Below are 19,973 nucleotides of genomic sequence, written 5' to 3'. Positions count from 1 at the left end.
GCTCAAAATGCCACCCCTAAAGAAAAGTGCAGTCTTAGTTTACGGTCACGCTGCCCCCATGCCAAATCAAGCGATAAAGGCCCTGCTGGCGTCTTGACAAGCGCCCCCACTCCATAGCCAACGGCAATTTTCATGTCCCGGAAAGAAGGCGCTGCGTCACCGGCATCGATAAACACACTCATGCCAAAACGGTCATCAAAGTAATGCATGTACTGGGCACCCATCACCGCCAGCGAACGGGTGCCGACAACGGCATTTCCCACATGGCGGCCAAACTCATTGTATTTATAACCACGAATAGAGCGGGGACCACCTGTCCGATAACCGAAGTCATCCGGAATAGGTGTATTTTTGGAGCCCAATACCTGTCCCGCCTCGGCTCGCAACGTAAAAACATCCCGTTTACCCACCGGCCACCATTGCTGCACCCGCACACCAACCCGGCCAAAAGTCTGCTGCTTGTTCAGCGTCATACCGGCCCCCAGGCCCAGGGCAATCAGATTCCCGTCACGCGGATCGTATCGGTCATTAAGATCCCGTCGCAACAAGTCCCAGGTACCCACCACAGTTGGCAAAGAATAACGCGCTTCATCTTCACGCTTGACAGAATCGTACGCAACCAGCACTCCCCAGTTGGATTCATAATCAACCCGGCTTTCCGGGTCCAGTTTGAATTCACGTTTTCGTTTCCAGCCCAGGCCAAAACGGGTCACATCTTCATTTTGAATATCGGAATGACGGGCCATGATCCCAAAACTGTCCCTTGATCCGTCATAATTGGGTGGCAAGGTAAAATCAAGAAAGGCACGCTGACTCTTGAAATCGAAGCCGGCACCGGTTTCCATAATAACCGGAAGCCCCCAAACCACATTTTGCTTATACAGGCCTTCAACTCGAATTCCACTAATGTCGTCCACCCCCAAGGAGCCGGCAACAGAGCTTGCCGGACCTTCAGTTACCCGAACAGATACCGGCAGCTCCACCTGTTCCATATCGTAAACTTCCGAGCCTTCAGGGGTTTTCAGGGAAACGAATGCCCCCCTGAAAAAGTTGGTTGACTGCAAGGCCTGCTGCCACTCATCAAGTTGATCCTGAACGAAGGGATCACCCGGTTTATAGCGGATATAACGACGCACCAGACTTTCGGGAACACGGCGCAGGCCAATGACCTCGATATTGCCCAAGGTGACTGCCGGCCCACTATTGACCTCGGTGACGGTATCAACCGTGGATGTTTCGGGGTTCACCACTGCCTGGGAGTGGATCATGCGGGCAAGATAAAAGTCGCGGTCCATCACACCTTCAAGCAAGGCGCTTTTTGAGGCGCTCCACCGGGCATTAATGAAATCTTCCCCCACCGGCAAGCCCCAGTTTTTTTTCAGGGCCTCTACCCGCTGGACATATTGGGCACCGGTGATACTGCCCAAAAAGCGGTTCTCCACCGATGCCACCCTGGACACCTTACCAGGCTCAATATAAATATCCCAGGTTTCACCTGCCACGTCCTCACCCACTTCAAGGTCCACCTTGGGGGCAAAATACCCTTGCGTGGCAAGGGCGGAAATCACGGCCTCACGGCCCCGGCTGCGAATCCGCTCGGCTTCGCCACCGTCCTGATCATCAGCCAGACGCACCACGGCACTAATACCATCATTAACACTTCTCAATACTTCTGGACTTAATCCACTGGGATCAATCACCACCTCGGGCTTGCCAGCAGAAAACGCCATTGAAGTGGCGGACAGGAGGAGTGGTAAAAAAATGACGTGCCGGGCTGTAAAGTGCATCGGATTGGATCGTTAACGGGGTTGTATTACATATTATTTAACTTCATAACGGTTTTACCACTACTGAAGGAAACTTGCCACTCATATCTACCGCCAAATCGGAAACCGTCACCGCCAGTTTTCGGGCAATGTGACGGTATGACCTAGCCGCTTCACTGCCAGGGTCCGAGACCACCGTAGGCTTGCCCGAATCGGTCTGCTCACGCACTGCCAATGTAAGCGGCAAGCTGCCCAACCATGGCACCTCCAGTTCCTGGGCCATTTTACGCCCACCGTCATGACCAAACAAAGGCTCAACGTGTCCACAGTTTGAACAGACATGCATGGACATATTTTCAATAACACCCAAAATGGGCACATTGACCTTCTGGAACATGCGCAGACCTTTGCGGGCATCAGCCAGCGCAATGTCCTGTGGCGTTGTCACAATAACCGCACCAACAACCGGCACTTTCTGGGCCAGCGTCAATGCAATATCGCCGGTTCCGGGCGGCATATCCACAATCAGATAATCCAGATCAGGCCAATTCGTTTGCCTTAACAATTGCTCCAGGGCCTGTGCAACCATGGGACCACGCATGATGGCCGGAGAGTCCCCGTCAATCAAGAAACCAATCGAATTGACATAAACACCATGTGCCTCAAGAGGCTCCATGCTTTTGCCATCGCGTGATTCCGGCTTACCCGAAACACCCAACATCAATGGCTGGCTGGGACCATAAATATCCGCATCAAGAATACCAACTTTTGCACCAGACTGCGACAGAGCCAGCGCCAAATTGACAGAAGTTGTACTTTTTCCTACGCCACCCTTGCCTGAAGCGACCGCAATAATATTTTTTATTGATGCAATTGGTTTCAAGCCCCCTTGAACCACGTGGCTTTTGATACCATCTAAGTAATTGATCCGGGTTTGAGCCGCGCCCGCCCTGGTGCAGGCGTTGGTTATTTGTTGTTCGATATTGCTTTTATCTTCGGCAGGATAATAACCCGGGAACAATTTGACTTCTACGGTATCACCCTTGATTTCCAGGTCTCTTTCCCTGAACTTTTTAGCCAGGGACATGCCAGTAAGTGGATCCCGCACGGACTGCAACTCGGAAAGAATGGTATTTATTTGTAAACGCATTGTTTTATCACTTTTAAACTTACTTGAGTAGAATAGTCAATCATACCGTTTTTATTATCAGCAGGTGAAGATAAACCTGCCTCTATCATGGGGTTTCCATACACAATGAAAGATTTTCTAGACAGTACCCTGAAAAGCATTCTCTTCGTCATTCTGGCCATTGTAGGCCTGTGCATGGCATTCATCTTCATGGCATCAACCGCCATTGCCCTGGGTGTTATGTATGTGATTGCCCGCGTTCGCGGACAAAATTTTTCTGCCGGCCAGTTCTGGACCCAATCACGCACACGGGCCCGCCAGACCCAAACCGACTTCCAGGAAAAATTCCACAAACGCAAATTTTCCACCAGCGCCAAAGACGTGACCGACGTTGAAATACGTGAAATAAAATAAGAAACCGTTTTTCATTTAGGCTTTTTCTGTAAGATGGAAGGATTTCGACGATTTTCTGTTGTCTTTTCGTGTTTACTCCGCCCGTTTCCGGTGGAAAATAGTCTGCCGGTTCCGTTAAAACCGGCATTTTCGTCTAAAATCATTCAACTGTTTAATTTTTACTGTAATTGTTCATGACACGCACGATTTTTGTTACCACCGCACTCCCTTATGCCAACGGCTCATTTCATATTGGCCATATCATGGAATACATCCAGGCCGATATCTGGGTTCGCACCATGCGCATGTCGGGCCATACCGTTCATTTTGTCGGTGCCGATGACGCCCATGGCGCTCCCATTATGCTCAAGGCCGAAAAAGAAGGCATCAGCCCGGAAGAACTCGTTGCCCGTTATGCCAATGAACGTCCCACTTACCTGAATGGTTTCCACATCAAGTTTGACCACTGGCACAGCACGCACAGTGAAGAAAACACACAGCTGTCGGGTGACATTTACAAGGCCCTGAAAGCAGCCGGTTTCATCAGCAGCAAAACCATCGAGCAGTTCTACGATCCGGTCAAGGGCATGTTTCTGCCCGATCGTTATATCAAGGGTGAATGCCCCAAATGCCATGCCAAAGACCAGTATGGTGATTCCTGTGAAGTGTGCAGCGCCGTTTACGCCCCCACCGAACTGATCAACCCTTACTCCACCCTGACCAATGCCACGCCGGTATTGAAATCGTCCGAGCACTTTTTCTTCAAGCTGTCCGACCCGCGCTGCGTTGAGTTCCTGAAAGAGTGGACCAACGGCACCAATGCCCGCGGCCAAAAACGCCTGCAAAACGAAGTACTGGCCAAAACCCGTGAATGGCTGGGCAACGCTGAAGATGGCGAAAGTCAAAGCAATCTTAACGACTGGGACATTTCACGCGATGCCCCCTATTTTGGCATTGAAATCCCCGATGAACCCGGCAAGTATTTTTACGTATGGCTGGACGCACCGGTTGGCTACCTGGCCTCTTTAAAAGCCTACTGCAAGAAAACCGGCCTTGACTTTGACGGCCTGCTGGATCCCAACGGCAACACCGAACAGGTTCACTTCATTGGCAAGGACATTATTTATTTCCACGCCCTGTTCTGGCCCGCAACGCTCAAGTTTTCAGGCCGTAAAGTACCTGATTCCCTGTTCGTGCACGGTTTCATTACCGTCAGTGGCGAGAAAATGTCCAAAAGCCGTGGCACCGGCATTTCGCCCATCAAATATCTTGAACTGGGCATGAATGCCGAATGGATGCGTTACTATATCGCCGCCAAACTGAATGCACGGGTTGAAGACATTGATTTCAACCCCGATGATTTCATTGCCCGCGTCAATAGCGACCTGATTGGCAAATACATTAACATTGCCAGCCGTGCCGCCAACTTCATCAGCAAACACTTTGATGGAAAACTGGCTTACCAGGGCGATATCAACGCTTTCACCACAGAAATCGCCAGTGTCACCGAAAACGTTCGCAATGACTTCGAGGCACGCGAATATGGCCGCGCCATCCGCACCCTGATGGCCTACGCCGACAAGGTCAACCAGGCCTTCGACAACGCCCAGCCCTGGGTACTGGCCAAAGGCATCAGCACTGCTGAACAGGACCAGAAAGACAAACTGCAGGATATCTGTTCGCGCGCCATTGCCGGCTTCAAGGCTTTGTCAGTCATGCTGACCCCCGTCTTGCCCGCGCTCTCCAAGCGGATTGCCACTGAGCTTTTCGAACAAAACAGCGACTTCACCTGGCAGGATGCCGCGCAATTGCCTGAACACATCGCCCCCTTCAAGCACTTGATGCAACGGGTCGACCCCAAAATGCTGGATGACCTGTTCGAACCGCCAGCACCAGAAGCACTGATTCCCGGTGGCGAGCCCATTGCCGAAACCATCAAAATTGACGATTTCGCCAAGATTGACCTGCGCATTGCCAAAATCGTCAACTGCGAACATGTGGAAGGTTCCACCAAACTGTTACGCATGACCCTCGATGTCGGCGAAGGCCGTCACAGAAATGTTTTCTCAGGCATAAAAGAAGCATATAATCCAGAAGATCTGGTGGGTAAACTAACCGTTATGGTTGCCAACCTGGCTCCTCGTAAAATGAAATTCGGCATTTCCGAAGGGATGGTGCTTGCAGCCAGCCATGCCGACGAAAAAAACCACCCCGGCATTTACATTCTCGAGCCTTGGGAAGGTGCACAACCCGGTATGCGTATTCACTAACTAACAGCAAGATCAATTTATCTCGCAACAGGATGGCATATGGATGGAGTCTGGTGGCAACAAGCCAAAAAGATCAGCAGTATCGTAAAAACAGCAGGCCCGTTCATGTTCCTCCAGGAACTGATCAACCAACCAAAGTTTACCGGCGCCATTTGCCCCAGCTCCAAAAAGCTGGCCCGGCAAATGGCCCGGCACATTCCCCTGGACAATGATGGTATCATCATTGAGCTGGGCGGGGGAACGGGCGTGATTACTCAGGCCATCCTGGATCACGGCGTTTCCCCCGACAAACTTTATGTGATTGAATTTTCTCACACCTTTGCCTGTCATTTAAAAACCCGGTTTCCCCATATTACCGTCATCAATGGCAATGCTGCCCATCTGGATACCCTTATTCCACACGGAGCAAAAATCAACGCTGTGGTTTCCAGTCTTCCCCTGATCTCCCTGCCACCCGATACCTGCCAGCAAATTCTGCAACAATGGCATACCCTTTTAAAAGATCAAGGCCTGGCCATTCAATTCACCTACAACCTGCGCTCACCGCTTTGGAAAACCCATATCCACGCAAGCCAGTTTCACAGTGAAATCGTCTGGGGCAATATTCCTCCGGCAAAAGTCATGACATTTAAGTTTTAGCACCCATATCTTCAACTTGTTGCCTCGTATCAAATACAATTATGGCTTAACGAGTGAAATTAACATGAGTACTGAAAATACAAACCCCGCACCGGTTGCCGAAGGCACCGAAAAGCCCGAACAACCGTTCGGGCACATCAAAAGCTTTGTTCACCGCCGCTCACACATGACGCCTGGCCAAAAACTGGCCATAGAGCGACTGATGGACAAATGGTCGATTGCCTACAAACCGACTAGCCTGAACTATGAAAAAGTATTCGGCAGACAGGCCCCCACCATTCTTGAGATTGGTTTTGGCATGGGCGAAACCACTGAAAAAATCGCACTGGCCCGCCATGAAGAAAACTTCCTGGGCGTAGAGGTATTCAATGCCGGTGTTGGTGCCATGCTCAAACGCATTGAAGCATCCTCACTGGACAATGTACGCATTATCCAGCACGATGCCGTTGAGGTGGTCAAGAACATGCTACCCGCCAACAGCCTGGCTGGCGTGCATATTTACTTCCCCGACCCCTGGCCAAAAAAGCGGCACCACAAGCGCCGTCTGATCCAGCCCGAGTTCGTACAACTGCTGGTTAGCCGGCTACAACCGGGCGGTTATATTCATTGCGCCACCGACTGGGAAAACTATGCAGAACAAATGCTGGAAGTCCTGTCGGCCAACCCCGAGCTGGAAAACACCGCCAAGGATTACGCACCCAAGCCCGATTATCGCCCGCAAACCAAATTTGAAACCCGTGGCCTGCGCCTGGGTCATGGTGTGTGGGACCTGGTTTTCAAAAAGAAAGAGGATTAGTCTGCCATGTACCCACCCATAGAGCCCTATAAAACCGGTTTTCTGGAAACCACCGACGGCCACCAGGTTTACTGGGAACTTTGTGGCAATCCCCAGGGAAAGCCAGCCGTGTTCCTGCATGGCGGACCGGGCTCCGGGTGTGGTCCCCAGCACCGTCAACTGTTTGATCCATCCAAATACAATGTCCTGCTGTTTGACCAGCGCGGCTGCGGCCGCTCGCTTCCACATGCCAGCCTGCACAACAACACCACCGCACATCTTATTGAAGACATGGAATGCCTGCGCCGTGACATCATGGGCGCAGAAAAATGGCTGGTCTTTGGTGGTTCATGGGGCTCTACCTTATCTTTGGCCTATGCCCAGACCCATCCCAATCGTGTCAGTGAACTGATTGTACGGGGCATTTTTACGGTACGTAAAGAAGAACTGCGCTGGTTCTACCAGGAAGGTGCTTCATGGCTGTTTCCCGACTACTGGGAAGACTACCTGGCCCCTATTCCACCTGAAGAACATAATGACTTGATTGCCGCCTATCAGAAACGGCTGACCGGCAACGATCTTGCAGAGCAAATCAAGGCAGCCCGGGCCTGGAGCTTATGGGAAGGAAGAACCATCAGCCTGCTGCTGAATGAAGCCCATGTCAGCAGCCATGTCGATGATTATTTTGCCATCGCCTTTGCCCGTATCGAAAATCACTATTTTGCGAATGGCGGTTTCATGAAAGAAAACCAGCTGCTGGACAATGCCCATAAACTGCACGGTATTCCCGGCATTATCATTCAGGGACGCTACGATGCCTGCACGCCGGCCAAAACCGCCTGGGAACTGCACAAGGCATGGCCACAAGCCGAATTCCAAATCATTGACGATGCCGGCCATGCATTTAATGAGCCGGGCATCCTGAAAGCCCTGCTTGCCGCCACCGACAAATTTGCCGATAACGCGTCTTAATGATATTTCTTAACGAATTCAATTTTGAAGCCAACAAGCCTATGCTTAGCCACCCGGATAAAATTTACCCGGGACAGATTCTGCGCATTCCCCAATAATGCACTGGCATGACTAATAAAAAAGTCCGCCCCAACAGGCGGACTTTTTTGTATTACTTCTTGAAACCGCCAAAACCACCCATGCCCATGTTTTTCAGGCCCTTGAGCCCTCCCATGGCACGCATCATCTTACCCATACCGCCTTTCTTGAACTGCTTCATCATGCCCTGCATTTGCTCAAACTGCTTAAGCAATTTGTTCACTTCCTGCACTGGCACCCCAGCACCCGCCGCAATACGACGTTTGCGCGATGCTTTCAGCAATTCGGGTTTGGCCCGTTCCTGGGGCGTCATGGAATTAAGAATACCCTCGGTACGGCGCAATTGTTTTTCGGCCTGGCCACTTTGCAACTGGCCCGCTGCCTGGGCGAACTGTGCCGGCAGTTTTTCAAGCAGGGAACTCATGTCCCCCATTTTCTTGACTTGCTGCAACTGATCACGAAAATCATTCAGGTCAAAACGGTCACCCGATTTGATCTTGGTGGCCAGCTTCTGGGCTTCGGCAATATCAATATTGCGCTGGGCCTGTTCAACCAGCGAAACAATATCGCCCATACCCAGCACCCGCTGAGCCATACGCTCGGGATGAAAAGGTTCAAGACCATCGAGTTTTTCGGAAACCCCGATAAACTTCAGGGGCTTGCCGGTAATATGCCGCACCGACAGGGCGGCACCACCCCGGGCATCACCATCGAGTTTGGTCATGACCACACCAGTCAGGGGCAAGGCTTCGGAGAAGGCCTTGGCCACATTCACGGCATCCTGACCTTGCATGGCATCCACCACAAACAGGGTTTCAATGGGCTTGAGCACTTCGTGCAGCATACTGATTTCAGCCATCATGGCTTCATCAATACCCAGACGGCCGGCCGTATCCACCAGCAAGACATCATAATGATGCCGTTTTGCATGATCGACGGCTGCCAGGGCAATATCACGCGGTTTCTGGCTGGCATCGGACGGGAAGAAATCCACCCCAACCTGGGTGGCAACCGTTTTCAACTGTTCAATAGCGGCCGGACGATAAACGTCGGCACTGACCACCAGCACTTTTTTTCGGCCGGCCTTGCGACCATTTTGCAGTAAATCGCCCCCACTAATCAGTTTGGCCAATTTACCGGTCGTCGTGGTTTTGCCAGCCCCTTGCAGACCGGCCATTAACACAACGGCTGGCGGCTGGGTTGCCAAAGACAGCTCGGATGCCTGCGGCCCAAGATCCCCCCCCATTAAAGCGGTAAGCTCTTTATGAACCACCCCCACCAGGGCCTGTCCTGGACTTAGGCTGCCGGCGACTTCCTCACCCAGCGCACTTTCCTTGACCCTGGCAACAAACTCACGCACCACGGGCAAAGATACATCGGCCTCAAGTAATGCCAGACGTACCTCGCGCAGCATTTCCTGCGTATTGGCTTCGGTCAGGCGGGCCTCTCCCCGGATGGTCTTCATGACCCGGGACAAACGATTAGTTAAATTATCGAACATGAATTTTGCACTTTAATAAATGAATTACCAGGATTAGAGGCTATACTATGTTTTTGTTACCTCAATAACCCAACCCCTACAATCAAGATATCAGTTTATGTCAGCTGACATTGTATTGCACTCTCTGGCCGCATTGGCCTATCTTCTGCTTAGTTTGTCAATTTGGCGCCCCATTGTGCAACAAAACACCATCAGGCAAACCGGCTCCGTCCGTAGCGTATGTCTTTTGGCCACCTTAGTGCTGCAAGGCATCGCCGTACACTGGGCGATCGTGCACGCAGAACATATCAGGCTGAACTGGTCACAGGGCCTGTCCATTACCATCTGGCTGGGCATGATCGTGTTCTGGATAGAAAGCAGGCTGAACAAAATAGACGGGCTGCTTTTGCTGCTGCTGCCGATTGCCAGCTTTATCTGTCTGCTGGCCGCCCTTTTTCCTTCCAGCCCAGACAGCCTGGTCATTCCCTCACAAACCCATCTGTTCAAGATCCACTTGCTGATCTCACTGTTTGCCTATAGCCTTATTGCCATCGCCGCCATACAGGCATTCTTAATGACCGCCCTGGACCAATACTTGCATAAACCCGTCAATTTTCAGGAAAATCCCTCGCTCACCACCCGCATCCTTGAGGCCCAGCCACCACTCATGCAGCAGGAACGCATCCTGTTCAAACTGATCTGGATTGGTTTTGGCGCTCTCAGCCTGTCTATTGTCACCGGCATTATGGTGTCGCTCAACAAAAGCGGCCAGTTCCTGCCCATGGACCACAAAACCATTTTCACCCTGCTGGCCTGGCTGGTATTCAGCATACTGCTGATTGGGCGAAGCCTTTGGGGCTGGCGTGGCCGATTGGCCTTGCGCTGGACGCTAACCGGTTTTGCCCTGCTCATGCTGGCCTACACGGGTACCCGTTTTATCTTTGACGTTATTATGCACAAGAGTGTCTAATGAGATTTTTTCTCTTTATCATCCTGATCATCATCCTGATGCTGGCCATCCGCATGTTTGCCGGTCGCGTTCAGACGCTTTTCAAAAACATGCAATCAAACGCCAGCCAGCCTCCCGCCACCCGGCAAAGCCAGGCCAGCGAAGCCATGGTGCAATGTGCTCACTGCCATATTCACCTGCCCCGCTCGGAAGCCTGTCTCATCCATGGCAAAACCTGGTGTTCCGAAGAGCATGCCCGATTGGGCCAAAAACAATGAGCATGCCATTTTTACAGCTGGACCGCCACGGATGGCTGAAGACAAGCAAAAACATTCGCCTGGTGCCTTCCCCCAACTGTGACAAACGCCCGGTTAATGAAACCGTCTCGCTACTGGTCATTCATAACATCAGCCTGCCGCCTTACCAGTATGGCGGACCGTACATAGAGCAGCTGTTTACCAACCGCCTTGACCCACACGCACACCCCTTCTTTGAGTCAATCAAACACTTGCGGGTGTCGGCGCATTTTCTTATCCGCCGCGATGGGGAAATTGTCCAGTTCGTGAGCACTGAAAACCGCGCCTGGCATGCAGGCGTCTCCCGTTTTAACGACCGCGAACGCTGCAATGATTTCTCTATTGGCATTGAGCTGGAAGGCTGTGACTTTGAGCCTTTCATGCCTGAACAGTATGAAACCCTGAGCCATTTGAGCAAAGTGCTAAAGGCCCGCTACCCCTTAAGGGCGGTACGTGGTCATGAACATATCGCACCCGGCAGAAAAACCGACCCGGGCCCCTACTTTGACTGGCAAAAATACCAAACAGAAAGTGGCTGGGCCAAACGGCAAATGCCCGAACCCCGATAAAAACCGGCGCCGGGCATTGTCGTTATACCTGCGTCAGGATGCGATTAGGCAGACTTGAGCAACAAGGCATTCATCCGCTTCACAAACGCAGCCGGATCCGCAATCTGGGCACCTTCAGCCAGCAGGGCCTGATCCAGCAACACATTGGCCCAATCGGCAAATTCCTCATCTTCAGCCGCCTGAAGACGGGTAATGATGGCATGCTCGGGGTTGATTTCCAGGACAGGTTTGAAATCTGGGGTTTCCTGGCCTGCCGCCTGCAACATGCGCAGCAAGTGCGGGCTTAATTCATTTTGTCCAACCACCACGCAAGCCGGAGAATCAACCAGGCGCAGCGTTACATTAACATCCTTGACCTTGTCTTTCAAAACCTCTTTCAGCCGTTCCACCAAAGGCTTGAAGGACTCAGCCACTTCTTCCTGCTTTTTCTTTTCCGCTTCATCGGCCAGTTCAGCAAGATCCAGCCCACCTTTGGAAACCGATACCAGCTGTTTGCCCTCAAACTCGCGGAAATGAGACATCATCCATTCGTCCACACGGTCTGACAGCAACAAAACCTCGATACCTTTTTTGCGGAAGATCTCCAGGTGCGGACTGTTTTTGGCCGCATTGAAAGAGTCTGCCACCACGTAGTAAATCCGGTCCTGCCCTTCTTTCATGCGTGAGATGTAATCAGCCAGGGAGACATTCTGCAAAGGCTCATCGGTATGGGTAGAAGCAAAACGCATCAGTTTGGCAATCCGCTCAAGGTTGGACGGATCTTCACCGGTACCTTCTTTAAGCACCTGGCCAAATTCAGCCCAGAAGGTCGCGTAGTCTTCGGGTTTATTCTCGGCCATGTTTTCAAGCAGGGACAGGATACGTTTTACCGAGCCTTCGCGAATGGAACGGACATCACGGCTTTCCTGCAGAATTTCACGGGAAACGTTAAGCGGCAAATCAGAAGAGTCAATCACACCGCGCACAAAACGCAAGTACGATGGCAGCAGCTGTTCGGCTTCATCCATGATAAAGACGCGTTTCACATACAGTTTTACGCCACGCTTGCCATCACGGTCCCACAAATCAAACGGTGCACGTTTGGGAATATACAGCAACTGGGTATATTCGCTGCGTCCTTCCACCCGATTATGGGTCCAGGCCAGCGGATCTTCAAAATCATGGCTGACATGCTTGTAAAACTCTTTATACTGCTCGTCGGTAATGTCAGACTTGTTACGGGTCCATAGTGCGCTGGCCTGGTTAACCGCTTCCCACTCGTCCTTTTTAACCATCTCGCCTTTTTCCGAGTCATATTCTTCTTTCTGCATAAGTACCGGCAGGGAAATATGATCGGAATAACGGCGCAGGATCTCACTTAACTTCCAGTGGCTAAGGAACTCATCTTCATCGGCACGCAGGTGCAAGGTAATATCGGTACCGCGCGATTCCTTTTCAATTGGTTCAATAGTGAAGTCGCCCTGGCCTTCGGACGTCCAGCGCACGCCTTCACTGGTAGCGACACCGGCACGACGGCTTTCAACCGTAACCTTGTCGGCCACAATGAATGAAGAATAAAAACCCACGCCAAACTGGCCAATTAACTGGGCATCTTTTTGCTTGTCGCCACTTAACTGGGAAAAAAACTCTTTCGTGCCAGAACGGGCAATCGTGCCCAGGTTGGCGATTGCCTCGTCGTGGCTTAAACCAATGCCATTATCGGAAATGGTAATGGTACGGGCCTCTTTGTCATAGCTGACCCTGATTTGCAAATCGGCACCGCCTTCCAGCAAGGCAGGATTATCAATCGCTTCAAAACGCAGCTTGTCGCAGGCATCCGAGGCATTGGAAACCAGCTCCCGCAAGAAAATTTCCTTGTTGCTGTACAGGGAGTGAATCATCAAATGCAGTAATTGCTTGACTTCCGCCTGAAAACCCATGGTTTGCGGGCCGGCTTGAACAGTTGCTTCTTCTTGACTCATAGTAATTGGCAAAATAAAAAAATTGGAATGGAGTTTGAAATAACAACAGGCGGCAAGGCCTGAAGGCTTCATACCCACTTGGGGACAAATCGTTTTTTTTCAAGGGCCCGGCAAGCTTTTGGTTAAAAGCGTATAATGAACGGTCTTCTGGCATTATTGCCGCCTGTTATTGCCTGCCTTCTTTTACCTGCTCAGCTTTAATGCCACCAGGCTTGTTAAACCGGCAAACAATAACAATCTTCTTCCCCAAAAAAAACCACCATGCAAGAAAAAAAATTGTGGACCCCTGATTTCATTATCATCACCGGGGTTAACCTGCTTATTACCATTGTCTTTTATTTCCTGATTGTTACCCTGGGCGATTATGTGACCCAGCGTTATGACGCTTCAATCAGTATGGCCGGGCTGGCCGTTGGCATTTTTATTGTGGGCGCCCTGACCAGCCGTCTTCTTATTGGCCAGCTGGTTGATGTGATTGGCCAGAAAAAAACCCTGCTGATCGGCCTGGTGGCCTTCAGCCTGACCAGCTGTCTGTATTTTTTCAGTGACTCCATTTATTCTTTACTGCTGGCCCGTTTTCTGCACGGCATGGCCATTGGTATCGCCAGTACCGCCTGTGGCACCATTGTGGCGCACATTATTCCGTCCCACCGCAGGGCCGAAGGCATTGGCTACTACAGCCTGAGCACCACCCTGGCCTCGGCTATCGGCCCATTCCTGGGTTTGTGGATGAGCCAGAATTTCAATTTCCAATGGATTTTTGCCTTTTGCCTGCTGGTCAGCCTGCTGGCCCTGGCAGCCTCTACCTTCCTGAAAGCCGGCTCTGCCAAACACGCGACCGAACAGCCTTTTCACTTTACCCTGGGTGATCTTGTGGAACGCCAGGCCTTGCCGGTTTCAACGGTCATGTTCCTGCTGGGACTGTGCTTTGCCAGCGTGCTCACCTTCCTGAACAGCTACTCGATTGAGCTGGAGCTGGTGACGGCAGCCGGTTTCTTTTTTATTGTTTACTCTTTCGTCATCCTGTTTTCACGCCCGATTGCCGGCAAAATCCTGGACAAAAAAGGTTCTAACGTGATCGTGTACCCCTGCTGCCTGTTACTGGCCCTGGGGATGGCGGCCATGGCAACAGCCGATTCAGCCCTAATGTTGCTTATAGCAGCCGCCCTGATTGGCATGGGTTACGGCAGCCTGCAATCGGCCCTGCAGGCTGTTGCCATCAAGGTGGTTAACCCACATCGCATGGGACTGGCCACCGCCACGTTTTATATCTGTCTGGATGCCGGACTGGGTTTTGGCCCTTACCTGTTGGGAATCATTATTACCGAAACCGGCTACCGCAACCTGTACTGGCTCATGGCCGGGCTGGCCCTGCTATGCATGCTGCTGTTTTATATGGTGCATGGCCGCCATGTTGCGTATTTTCGTGAGCGGGACAGACTGGAAGAACAATAAACCATTTCCAAGCGCCTGGCATGCCTGATACATTAGCGCCAATCGTCAATATTACGATTGGTTAGCCGGGTGGCGCTTTCACGCTTTTGCGGATCAAAAACAAAAGCCTTGCCAAAGCCCTGCACCAGTGTGCCTTTTGATGGTAGCAAGCAAACCATGACAAAGTCAGGCAAGGACGCCAATAAACCGACCGTTTTACCGGCCCGTTCCGTCAGGGCCGCCAGTGCGCTTTCATACTCTTCGCTGTTTTTATCAACCGTTTCCGCCCTGGCCTGATAGCTTAAACGCACACGGGCATAGATGTTTTTGGTTTTGCTTTCATCGTCTGCCAGCAAAATAGCCAGATTGGGGTTTTGCTGCAAATTGACCGTGTGCGTGGCCAGACCGGACACCAGAATATAAAAACGGTTATTAAGCCATGTGAAAGGGGTGTAGCTGGCATTTGGCTCTCCCTGCTTATTGTTGGTTGCCATCATCAGGGAAAGGCATTCATTGTGTAAACGGTCTATTTCAGCTTGAAGATCGGTATCCATGAGTTTCCTGCTGGTTTGAAGTTATGGGGTAGATGTTTTTACCCATACTTTATAGCCGGCTTGTTTTTTTGTGTTGCATAAACGACAAATTTTCATGAAAACTTTCTTTTATCGTGAAATAAGACTGCCAGTGCTGTAAAAAAATAAAAAACCGGATATAATTTCATCTTTCCTGCCTATCGTTACAGGTTGCAGTTTTATTACCAGTAACGTCAAAATTGCCCGGGTGGTGAAATTGGTAGACGCAGGGGACTCAAAATCCCCCGCCGCAAGGCGTGCCGGTTCGATTCCGGCCCCGGGCACCACAAGATAATCAATGGACGTCAACAGACGTCTATTTTTTTGCCTAAAACCCTTTATTTATGCGGCTCTCAGGGCATTTTCAGTCTACTGAAGTCAATTGAAGTCTACCGGCATCAAGCATTTGCTGTTGGTATAAATGTTGGTATACACTGGTTCGATATCATTTATACCAACAATTGGACCACAATATGGCTTTAAACGACGTTCAGATCAGAGCAGCGAAACCCACCGACAAACAATACAAATTAACGGATGGCGAAGGAATGTATTTGTTGGTCCATTCCAACGGATCCAAATATTGGCGGCTGAATTATCGTTTTGGCGGCAAACAAAAAACACTAGCGCTTGGCGTATACCCCGCCACCCCCCTGGCAGCTGCTCGCGAAAAACGAGCACAAGCCAAACAAATGTTAGCTTCCAACATAGACCCGGGTGAACAAAAAAAGCAAGAACAATTTGAACAAAACAACGGCGACTCATTTGAGGAAGTTGCTCGTGCCTGGCATGCCAATAATAAAAAATGGTCCGAAGCACATAGCGCCCGGATTTTACAAAGCCTGGTCATGGACGTATTTCCTACAATAGGCAAAACCAGCATCAAAGACCTGAAAACACTCGATCTCCTTGTACCCATCCGAAAGGTCACAAGCTCCGGTCGCCTTGAGGTCGCCTCACGCCTACAGCAACGTATTACATCCATCATGCGCTATGCCGTTCAAAGCGGCCTAATCGACTACAACCCGGCCCAGGACATCGCCGGCACCATTCCTGCCAGCAAAGTAAAGCATCGCCCTGCCCTGGATTTTGAACGCATTCCAGAGCTCTTGGAACGAATATCCAACTACAAAGGCCGTCCATTAACACAGATGGCCGTAGAACTCTCATTACTGGTGTTTATACGCTCCAGTGAACTACGTTTTGGTCGCTGGAGTGAGGTTGATTTTGAGCGTGCAATATGGACCATCCCTGCCGAACGAGAAGCCATAGAAGGCGCCAAGTTTTCTCACCGTGGAGCAAAAATGCGTACCCCGCATCTGGTCCCATTAAGTAAACAAGCAATAAATGTATTGAGACGCATTTATCAATGGACAGGTAACCATGAACTTATTTTTACAGGTGATAATAATCCTAAAAACGCCATGAGCGAGAACACGGTTAACAAAGCACTACGCACCATGGGTTACGATACCAAAACGGAAGTGTGCGGACACGGCTTCAGGACAATGGCCTGCAGCGCGTTGATTGAATCGGGCTTGTGGTCGAAAGATGCGGTGGAACGGCAAATGAGCCACCAGGAACGAAACTCGGTCCGGGCGGCATATATTTATAAGGCGGAGCACTTGGATGAACGACGACTGATGATGCAATGGTGGGCTGACTTTCTGGATGCGAATAAAGTCAAGGCGGTGAGTCCGTTTGAGTTTACAAATACATAATGGATACTTATAAACGATGTGATGCTATTTGGCACACCGATGGATTATGGTAGTTAAGATTTATTCAAGGAGAGAAAAACAATCCAAATGCAGTCACTTGTCACTTAAACAATCACATTCACTTCCGCCTCCAACGGGTAATTAAATGCCCCTCAAAGTGAATTCAGAAATATATTTAATTGTCAGCTAATTTGAATTGTAAGCGTTCGGCCAACAGGCACATGCCGTCACCACTCCACCACAGCACCTTGATGCGGTCGCCTTTGCGTCCACGAAATACAAACACATGACCACTGAAGGGATCCTGTTGCAAGACGTCCTGGGCAATGGCGGCCAAACCATCAAAGCCCCGGCGCATATCGGTCACACCTGCCGCCAGCCAGACGCGGGTTCCTGCGGGTAAGCCAATCATTTAAGCGCCTCAATGACCATGGATAATAACTGTGTCGGACACTGGTGATGGACCTGTAAGTTCCCCTTGGGTAGCGTGATCGTTAAAGCCACCTGTGTTTGATCGTGCCGGTGCGGATCCCGTCCCTTAATCGTCATCTTTTGATGGGCAAGAGACTGTTTCGTCACGGTAACGGGCAAAAAGGAAGTGTCTTGATATTTGGCGGGGGTTGTTTCCAGCTGCTGGTTATGGTATTCATTACGCCAGCGGCATAATTGATTGGGATGCAAATCGTGTTCACGGGCAACCTCAGCGACCGTTAATTCATTGCTGAGCAAATGCTCAACCACGCTGCGTTTAAAATCTTTGGTGAAATGACGGCGAGAAAGACGCCGGTACGCGTCTGTAGAAGTGTGAGTGCTGTTCATAAGTTCCAACCTAAAAATAGATTGGAACCTATTGTCGTTTTTCTACGAGGAAATTCAAGACGGCACTGGTCGGAGCATTACGGTGAAGCATGTTGTCGTTAATGTTGTGGGCGCGGGCAATGGCCGCTACCGATACGGCGGAGTTTTTGCACAAGGCAACCAGATGGGATTTAAAGGCCGGGCTGTGCGTCCGCCGACGGGGTAACGGGGTTGGTTCCGGGCTGATTTCTTCTAGATAGTCCATACGTGTCCATTTGCGATAGTGGACAAGTATGTTCATATTTTATTAGCGACTTGAAAAGATGACTTTACCGGACAGTTACGGTACCCAACCAGATCTGGTCGGTACGGATCATCGCAATAACCTGAGCAGCAAACCGGAACACTGCTCCAGTTGGTGCAGGGGCACACTCAACGTGACCTGGAGATCTTTACCTTGCATCTGCAACTGGCAGGAATGACTACTCACCGGTGCGGGTAGGGAAACCGCAACAAAGGGTATAGCCGTGTCGCTTTGCGTGGCCAGATGCTTGCCTTCGCGTTCATGTTCGCGTACCCAGCGGCGCAATAGGTTGGCATTCAACCCATGGCGTAGCGCCAGACCGGCGAGTGAAACACCGGGTTGTTGACTGGCCTTGACCAGCTCCGCCTTGAAGTCGGCAGAATAAGACCGTCGCACGGGCTTGAGGGGCATAATGTCATTCATGATCGTGTCCACTTAAAAGGTAATGGACACGATCTTGACGGACTAACCGGGGATCTTCAAGGTGTGTTCACAGAACACATACTGGGAAGCCACATACATCACGCCATAAAGCAACGCAGCCAGCATAAGCCAGCCTATCAGCATAAATGCACACGCTACTATGACTGCTAATGCTGTTTTCAAGGTTTAATCACCATCTATCGCTGACCCTATTGCTATAAGTATCGTTGCGCCTATACCGCCGCCGTACACAAGCAATACTGGGAACCAATTTGAATTGGCTATTGCCTCGTACCATGGCGCAAAAGCCAAAGTCACTGGCGCGAGAAAAAATGCAATAGCACCACCTATGAAGCCCAAATGATCGACCACTATGCCGAGAGATATGAAGAACCCCCATAATCCCGCAACGAAATAGACGATGTACCCTGGAATCTTAAAAATTGCACCCATGTTGTTTTCCTCTTTTACGCATAACGCCGTGTTAAGGGGCCGCAGCAGCGCAGCAGCGGAGGTCCCAGTGAGCAAGGCGAACGATCTTGAACACCTTGTTAGGCTCGCCTTGGCGCAAGGTACACCTGCCTAATTTTGTAAACAAACTCTGGCTTATTGGCATACCGCAAGGCGGTATCCCACAATGGATTAGTTCGATCATTTATGTTTTTTGCAAGAGCTTTTATTTCAGGTGGTGCATCGTCACGGAAAAAATTTTTGTTGTCTCGATTCTTATCGTAGCTCACACCAGTTATTTTGAATTTCCTTGGCGCTATTCCTTTCAATTTTTGCTGCTCGATGTCTTTGTGTGCTGTTTCCCACGTTATGGCTCGAACCATTAACATGTAACGGTGCTCATAGAATTTCCCATCAACTGTAAATTGCGATTTTGAAGGATATTGTGGTTGAATTTTTCGCCGATAGAGCCCACCAACCACAAACCTGAAATGTAAATTATCGGATGACATTTCATATCGTCTGCAATCAACGACATCAACCCAATGCCCTCTGGTATCCTCAATATGTTTCTTAGCAAACAGAACCGCAAATGCTTCATCTGTGCCAGCATATTTGAGGTACTTTTTAAGCAATTTTTCATTCATATTTTAACCATTGCACCGTAAATTTTTACCGCCTAACATTTTATTAGTAAGCATGCTCGTTTTGTCACCCGCTGATGCTTACCGTTAATTAATATAATCACTTGTATTAAATAGACTTTCTTTAAAAATATAAGACACTCTGTTATTACAAATCGTGCATGCCGTCTATCCTGCTTGCACGATGCACATTATCTAACCCAAAGAACTCATAACACTTTAATTTATTTAGCATTAAATTAAAACTCTACCGGTAAACAAGCATCTCTAGGCGTAAAAAACAGGCACTTTTTTAAATCCCAGCTAGAATAGGCTGTATAGGCAGACAGTTGCAAGACAAGGAGCGTTTT

21 protein-coding genes, 1 tRNA gene and 1 pseudogene are annotated in these 19,973 nt (G+C 50.2%); 12 read left to right on the top strand and 11 right to left on the bottom strand.

Annotation, left to right across the window (positions count from 1 at the left end; genetic code table 11):
• Nucleotides 1-2: 2 nt before the first annotated feature.
• Entirely contained in the window at nucleotides 3-1,730 is a 1,728-nt protein-coding gene (locus tag KU392_RS12000) for an autotransporter assembly complex protein TamA (protein ID WP_246587463.1), read from the bottom strand.
• Between the two features lie 100 nt (nucleotides 1,731-1,830).
• The gene (gene apbC / locus KU392_RS11995) at nucleotides 1,831-2,916 is read right to left on the bottom strand and encodes an iron-sulfur cluster carrier protein ApbC (RefSeq protein ID WP_169295492.1); all 1,086 of its coding nucleotides are present in this window, start codon (nucleotides 2,914-2,916) and stop codon (nucleotides 1,831-1,833) included.
• A 105-nt stretch (nucleotides 2,917-3,021) separates the two neighbouring features.
• Here apbC and KU392_RS11990 point away from each other — a divergent pair, with 105 nt between their 5' ends.
• The 6 genes and pseudogenes from KU392_RS11990 to KU392_RS11965 all read left to right on the top strand — a co-directional run.
• On the top strand, nucleotides 3,022-3,309 hold the full coding sequence (locus KU392_RS11990) for a hypothetical protein (protein WP_169295493.1): 288 nt from the start codon (nucleotides 3,022-3,024) through the stop codon (nucleotides 3,307-3,309).
• A 173-nt stretch (nucleotides 3,310-3,482) separates the two neighbouring features.
• Nucleotides 3,483-5,558, top strand: coding sequence for a methionine--tRNA ligase (gene metG, locus KU392_RS11985; RefSeq protein WP_169295494.1), 2,076 nt, complete (start codon nucleotides 3,483-3,485; stop codon nucleotides 5,556-5,558).
• 39 nt (nucleotides 5,559-5,597) lie between these two features.
• Complete coding sequence (locus tag KU392_RS11980; protein WP_246587462.1) at nucleotides 5,598-6,197, top strand: class I SAM-dependent methyltransferase; 600 nt, start codon at nucleotides 5,598-5,600, stop codon at nucleotides 6,195-6,197.
• Nucleotides 6,198-6,255: 58 nt separating this feature from the next.
• Nucleotides 6,256-6,993: a tRNA (guanosine(46)-N7)-methyltransferase TrmB gene (trmB, locus tag KU392_RS11975; protein ID WP_371808427.1), complete on the top strand. Its 738-nt coding sequence runs from the start codon at nucleotides 6,256-6,258 to the stop codon at nucleotides 6,991-6,993.
• Nucleotides 6,994-6,999: 6 nt separating this feature from the next.
• The gene (pip, locus tag KU392_RS11970) at nucleotides 7,000-7,944 is read left to right on the top strand and encodes a prolyl aminopeptidase (protein WP_217735429.1); all 945 of its coding nucleotides are present in this window, start codon (nucleotides 7,000-7,002) and stop codon (nucleotides 7,942-7,944) included.
• A 23-nt stretch (nucleotides 7,945-7,967) separates the two neighbouring features.
• A pseudogene (locus KU392_RS11965) lies at nucleotides 7,968-8,042 on the top strand (peptidoglycan-binding protein LysM); the annotation flags it as partial.
• Nucleotides 8,043-8,095: 53 nt separating this feature from the next.
• On the opposite strand, the gene ffh reads toward KU392_RS11965, so the two are convergent.
• Nucleotides 8,096-9,523 (bottom strand): signal recognition particle protein, encoded by a 1,428-nt coding sequence (gene ffh, locus KU392_RS11960; protein WP_169295497.1) that lies wholly within the window; start codon nucleotides 9,521-9,523, stop codon nucleotides 8,096-8,098.
• A 97-nt stretch (nucleotides 9,524-9,620) separates the two neighbouring features.
• Between ffh and KU392_RS11955 the strand changes: the two genes are divergently transcribed.
• From KU392_RS11955 to ampD, 3 genes are read left to right on the top strand one after another with little or no spacing between them, the layout of a single operon-like run.
• The gene (locus KU392_RS11955) at nucleotides 9,621-10,472 is read left to right on the top strand and encodes a cytochrome C assembly family protein (protein WP_169295498.1); all 852 of its coding nucleotides are present in this window, start codon (nucleotides 9,621-9,623) and stop codon (nucleotides 10,470-10,472) included.
• Nucleotides 10,472-10,729, top strand: coding sequence for a PP0621 family protein (locus tag KU392_RS11950; protein WP_169295499.1), 258 nt, complete (start codon nucleotides 10,472-10,474; stop codon nucleotides 10,727-10,729). Before KU392_RS11955 ends, KU392_RS11950 begins: the two co-directional genes overlap by 1 nt.
• 2 nt (nucleotides 10,730-10,731) lie before the next feature.
• Nucleotides 10,732-11,316: a 1,6-anhydro-N-acetylmuramyl-L-alanine amidase AmpD gene (ampD, locus tag KU392_RS11945; protein WP_217735428.1), complete on the top strand. Its 585-nt coding sequence runs from the start codon at nucleotides 10,732-10,734 to the stop codon at nucleotides 11,314-11,316.
• A gap of 44 nt (nucleotides 11,317-11,360) precedes the next feature.
• On the opposite strand, the gene htpG is transcribed toward ampD, so the two are convergent.
• Nucleotides 11,361-13,277 (bottom strand): molecular chaperone HtpG, encoded by a 1,917-nt coding sequence (htpG, locus tag KU392_RS11940; protein ID WP_169295501.1) that lies wholly within the window; start codon nucleotides 13,275-13,277, stop codon nucleotides 11,361-11,363.
• Nucleotides 13,278-13,538: 261 nt separating this feature from the next.
• Between htpG and KU392_RS11935 the strand changes: the two genes are divergently transcribed.
• Nucleotides 13,539-14,732 carry an MFS transporter gene (locus KU392_RS11935; RefSeq protein WP_217735427.1) on the top strand — a complete coding sequence of 398 codons (1,194 nt, stop codon included), beginning with the start codon at nucleotides 13,539-13,541 and terminating at the stop codon, nucleotides 14,730-14,732.
• 32 nt (nucleotides 14,733-14,764) lie between these two features.
• On the opposite strand, the gene KU392_RS11930 is transcribed toward KU392_RS11935, so the two are convergent.
• Entirely contained in the window at nucleotides 14,765-15,265 is a 501-nt protein-coding gene (locus KU392_RS11930) for a HugZ family pyridoxamine 5'-phosphate oxidase (protein ID WP_217735426.1), read from the bottom strand.
• A 220-nt stretch (nucleotides 15,266-15,485) separates the two neighbouring features.
• Here KU392_RS11930 and KU392_RS11925 point away from each other — a divergent pair.
• Together KU392_RS11925 and KU392_RS11920 are read left to right on the top strand one after the other, a co-directional pair.
• Nucleotides 15,486-15,570, top strand: a tRNA-Leu gene (locus tag KU392_RS11925).
• Between the two features lie 186 nt (nucleotides 15,571-15,756).
• Nucleotides 15,757-17,004 (top strand): tyrosine-type recombinase/integrase, encoded by a 1,248-nt coding sequence (locus KU392_RS11920; RefSeq protein ID WP_217735425.1) that lies wholly within the window; start codon nucleotides 15,757-15,759, stop codon nucleotides 17,002-17,004.
• A gap of 175 nt (nucleotides 17,005-17,179) precedes the next feature.
• Here KU392_RS11920 and tnpB read toward each other — a convergent pair whose 3' ends face one another.
• From tnpB to KU392_RS11890, 6 genes are all read right to left on the bottom strand, one after another.
• Entirely contained in the window at nucleotides 17,180-17,416 is a 237-nt protein-coding gene (tnpB, locus tag KU392_RS11915) for an IS66 family insertion sequence element accessory protein TnpB (RefSeq protein ID WP_217735424.1), read from the bottom strand.
• Nucleotides 17,413-17,823 carry an IS66-like element accessory protein TnpA gene (gene tnpA / locus KU392_RS11910; protein WP_217735423.1) on the bottom strand — a complete coding sequence of 137 codons (411 nt, stop codon included), beginning with the start codon at nucleotides 17,821-17,823 and terminating at the stop codon, nucleotides 17,413-17,415. Before tnpA (KU392_RS11910) ends, tnpB begins: the two co-directional genes overlap by 4 nt.
• A 28-nt stretch (nucleotides 17,824-17,851) precedes the next feature.
• The gene (locus tag KU392_RS11905) at nucleotides 17,852-18,103 is read right to left on the bottom strand and encodes a transposase (protein ID WP_217735422.1); all 252 of its coding nucleotides are present in this window, start codon (nucleotides 18,101-18,103) and stop codon (nucleotides 17,852-17,854) included.
• 72 nt (nucleotides 18,104-18,175) lie between these two features.
• Nucleotides 18,176-18,529, bottom strand: a complete 354-nt coding sequence (gene tnpA, locus KU392_RS11900) for an IS66-like element accessory protein TnpA (protein WP_217735421.1) — start codon at nucleotides 18,527-18,529, stop codon at nucleotides 18,176-18,178.
• Nucleotides 18,530-18,715: 186 nt separating this feature from the next.
• Nucleotides 18,716-18,982: a hypothetical protein gene (locus KU392_RS11895; RefSeq protein WP_217735420.1), complete on the bottom strand. Its 267-nt coding sequence runs from the start codon at nucleotides 18,980-18,982 to the stop codon at nucleotides 18,716-18,718.
• A gap of 98 nt (nucleotides 18,983-19,080) precedes the next feature.
• Complete coding sequence (locus KU392_RS11890; protein ID WP_217735419.1) at nucleotides 19,081-19,626, bottom strand: hypothetical protein; 546 nt, start codon at nucleotides 19,624-19,626, stop codon at nucleotides 19,081-19,083.
• Nucleotides 19,627-19,973 lie beyond the last annotated feature (347 nt).

Source organism: Advenella alkanexedens (assembly GCF_019132845.1).
Classification (GTDB): domain Bacteria; phylum Pseudomonadota; class Gammaproteobacteria; order Burkholderiales; family Burkholderiaceae_B; genus Advenella; species Advenella alkanexedens.
The sequence above is the reverse complement of the archived record's forward strand: the minus strand, read 5'-3'. Positions and strand labels throughout refer to the sequence as shown.

Excerpts from the sequence above, each read along its gene's own strand:
- KU392_RS11920 (WP_217735425.1), top strand. The coding sequence starts at position 15,757 with ATGGCTTTAAACGACGTTCAGATCAGAGCAGCGAAACCCACCGACAAA.
- KU392_RS11980 (WP_246587462.1), top strand. The coding sequence starts at position 5,598 with ATGGATGGAGTCTGGTGGCAACAAGCCAAAAAGATCAGCAGTATCGTA.
- metG (WP_169295494.1), top strand. The coding sequence starts at position 3,483 with ATGACACGCACGATTTTTGTTACCACCGCACTCCCTTATGCCAACGGC.
- KU392_RS11990 (WP_169295493.1), top strand. The coding sequence starts at position 3,022 with ATGAAAGATTTTCTAGACAGTACCCTGAAAAGCATTCTCTTCGTCATT.
- ampD (WP_217735428.1), top strand. The coding sequence starts at position 10,732 with ATGCCATTTTTACAGCTGGACCGCCACGGATGGCTGAAGACAAGCAAA.
- KU392_RS11955 (WP_169295498.1), top strand. The coding sequence starts at position 9,621 with ATGTCAGCTGACATTGTATTGCACTCTCTGGCCGCATTGGCCTATCTT.
- KU392_RS11890 (WP_217735419.1), bottom strand. The coding sequence starts at position 19,626 with ATGAATGAAAAATTGCTTAAAAAGTACCTCAAATATGCTGGCACAGAT.
- KU392_RS11930 (WP_217735426.1), bottom strand. The coding sequence starts at position 15,265 with ATGGATACCGATCTTCAAGCTGAAATAGACCGTTTACACAATGAATGC.
- KU392_RS11950 (WP_169295499.1), top strand. The coding sequence starts at position 10,472 with ATGAGATTTTTTCTCTTTATCATCCTGATCATCATCCTGATGCTGGCC.
- tnpA (WP_217735423.1), bottom strand. The coding sequence starts at position 17,823 with ATGAACAGCACTCACACTTCTACAGACGCGTACCGGCGTCTTTCTCGC.
- apbC (WP_169295492.1), bottom strand. The coding sequence starts at position 2,916 with ATGCGTTTACAAATAAATACCATTCTTTCCGAGTTGCAGTCCGTGCGG.
- KU392_RS12000 (WP_246587463.1), bottom strand. The coding sequence starts at position 1,730 with ATGGCGTTTTCTGCTGGCAAGCCCGAGGTGGTGATTGATCCCAGTGGA.
- htpG (WP_169295501.1), bottom strand. The coding sequence starts at position 13,277 with ATGAGTCAAGAAGAAGCAACTGTTCAAGCCGGCCCGCAAACCATGGGT.
- KU392_RS11895 (WP_217735420.1), bottom strand. The coding sequence starts at position 18,982 with ATGGGTGCAATTTTTAAGATTCCAGGGTACATCGTCTATTTCGTTGCG.
- KU392_RS11935 (WP_217735427.1), top strand. The coding sequence starts at position 13,539 with ATGCAAGAAAAAAAATTGTGGACCCCTGATTTCATTATCATCACCGGG.
- KU392_RS11905 (WP_217735422.1), bottom strand. The coding sequence starts at position 18,103 with ATGAACATACTTGTCCACTATCGCAAATGGACACGTATGGACTATCTA.
- ffh (WP_169295497.1), bottom strand. The coding sequence starts at position 9,523 with ATGTTCGATAATTTAACTAATCGTTTGTCCCGGGTCATGAAGACCATC.
- pip (WP_217735429.1), top strand. The coding sequence starts at position 7,000 with ATGTACCCACCCATAGAGCCCTATAAAACCGGTTTTCTGGAAACCACC.
- tnpB (WP_217735424.1), bottom strand. The coding sequence starts at position 17,416 with ATGATTGGCTTACCCGCAGGAACCCGCGTCTGGCTGGCGGCAGGTGTG.
- tnpA (WP_217735421.1), bottom strand. The coding sequence starts at position 18,529 with ATGAATGACATTATGCCCCTCAAGCCCGTGCGACGGTCTTATTCTGCC.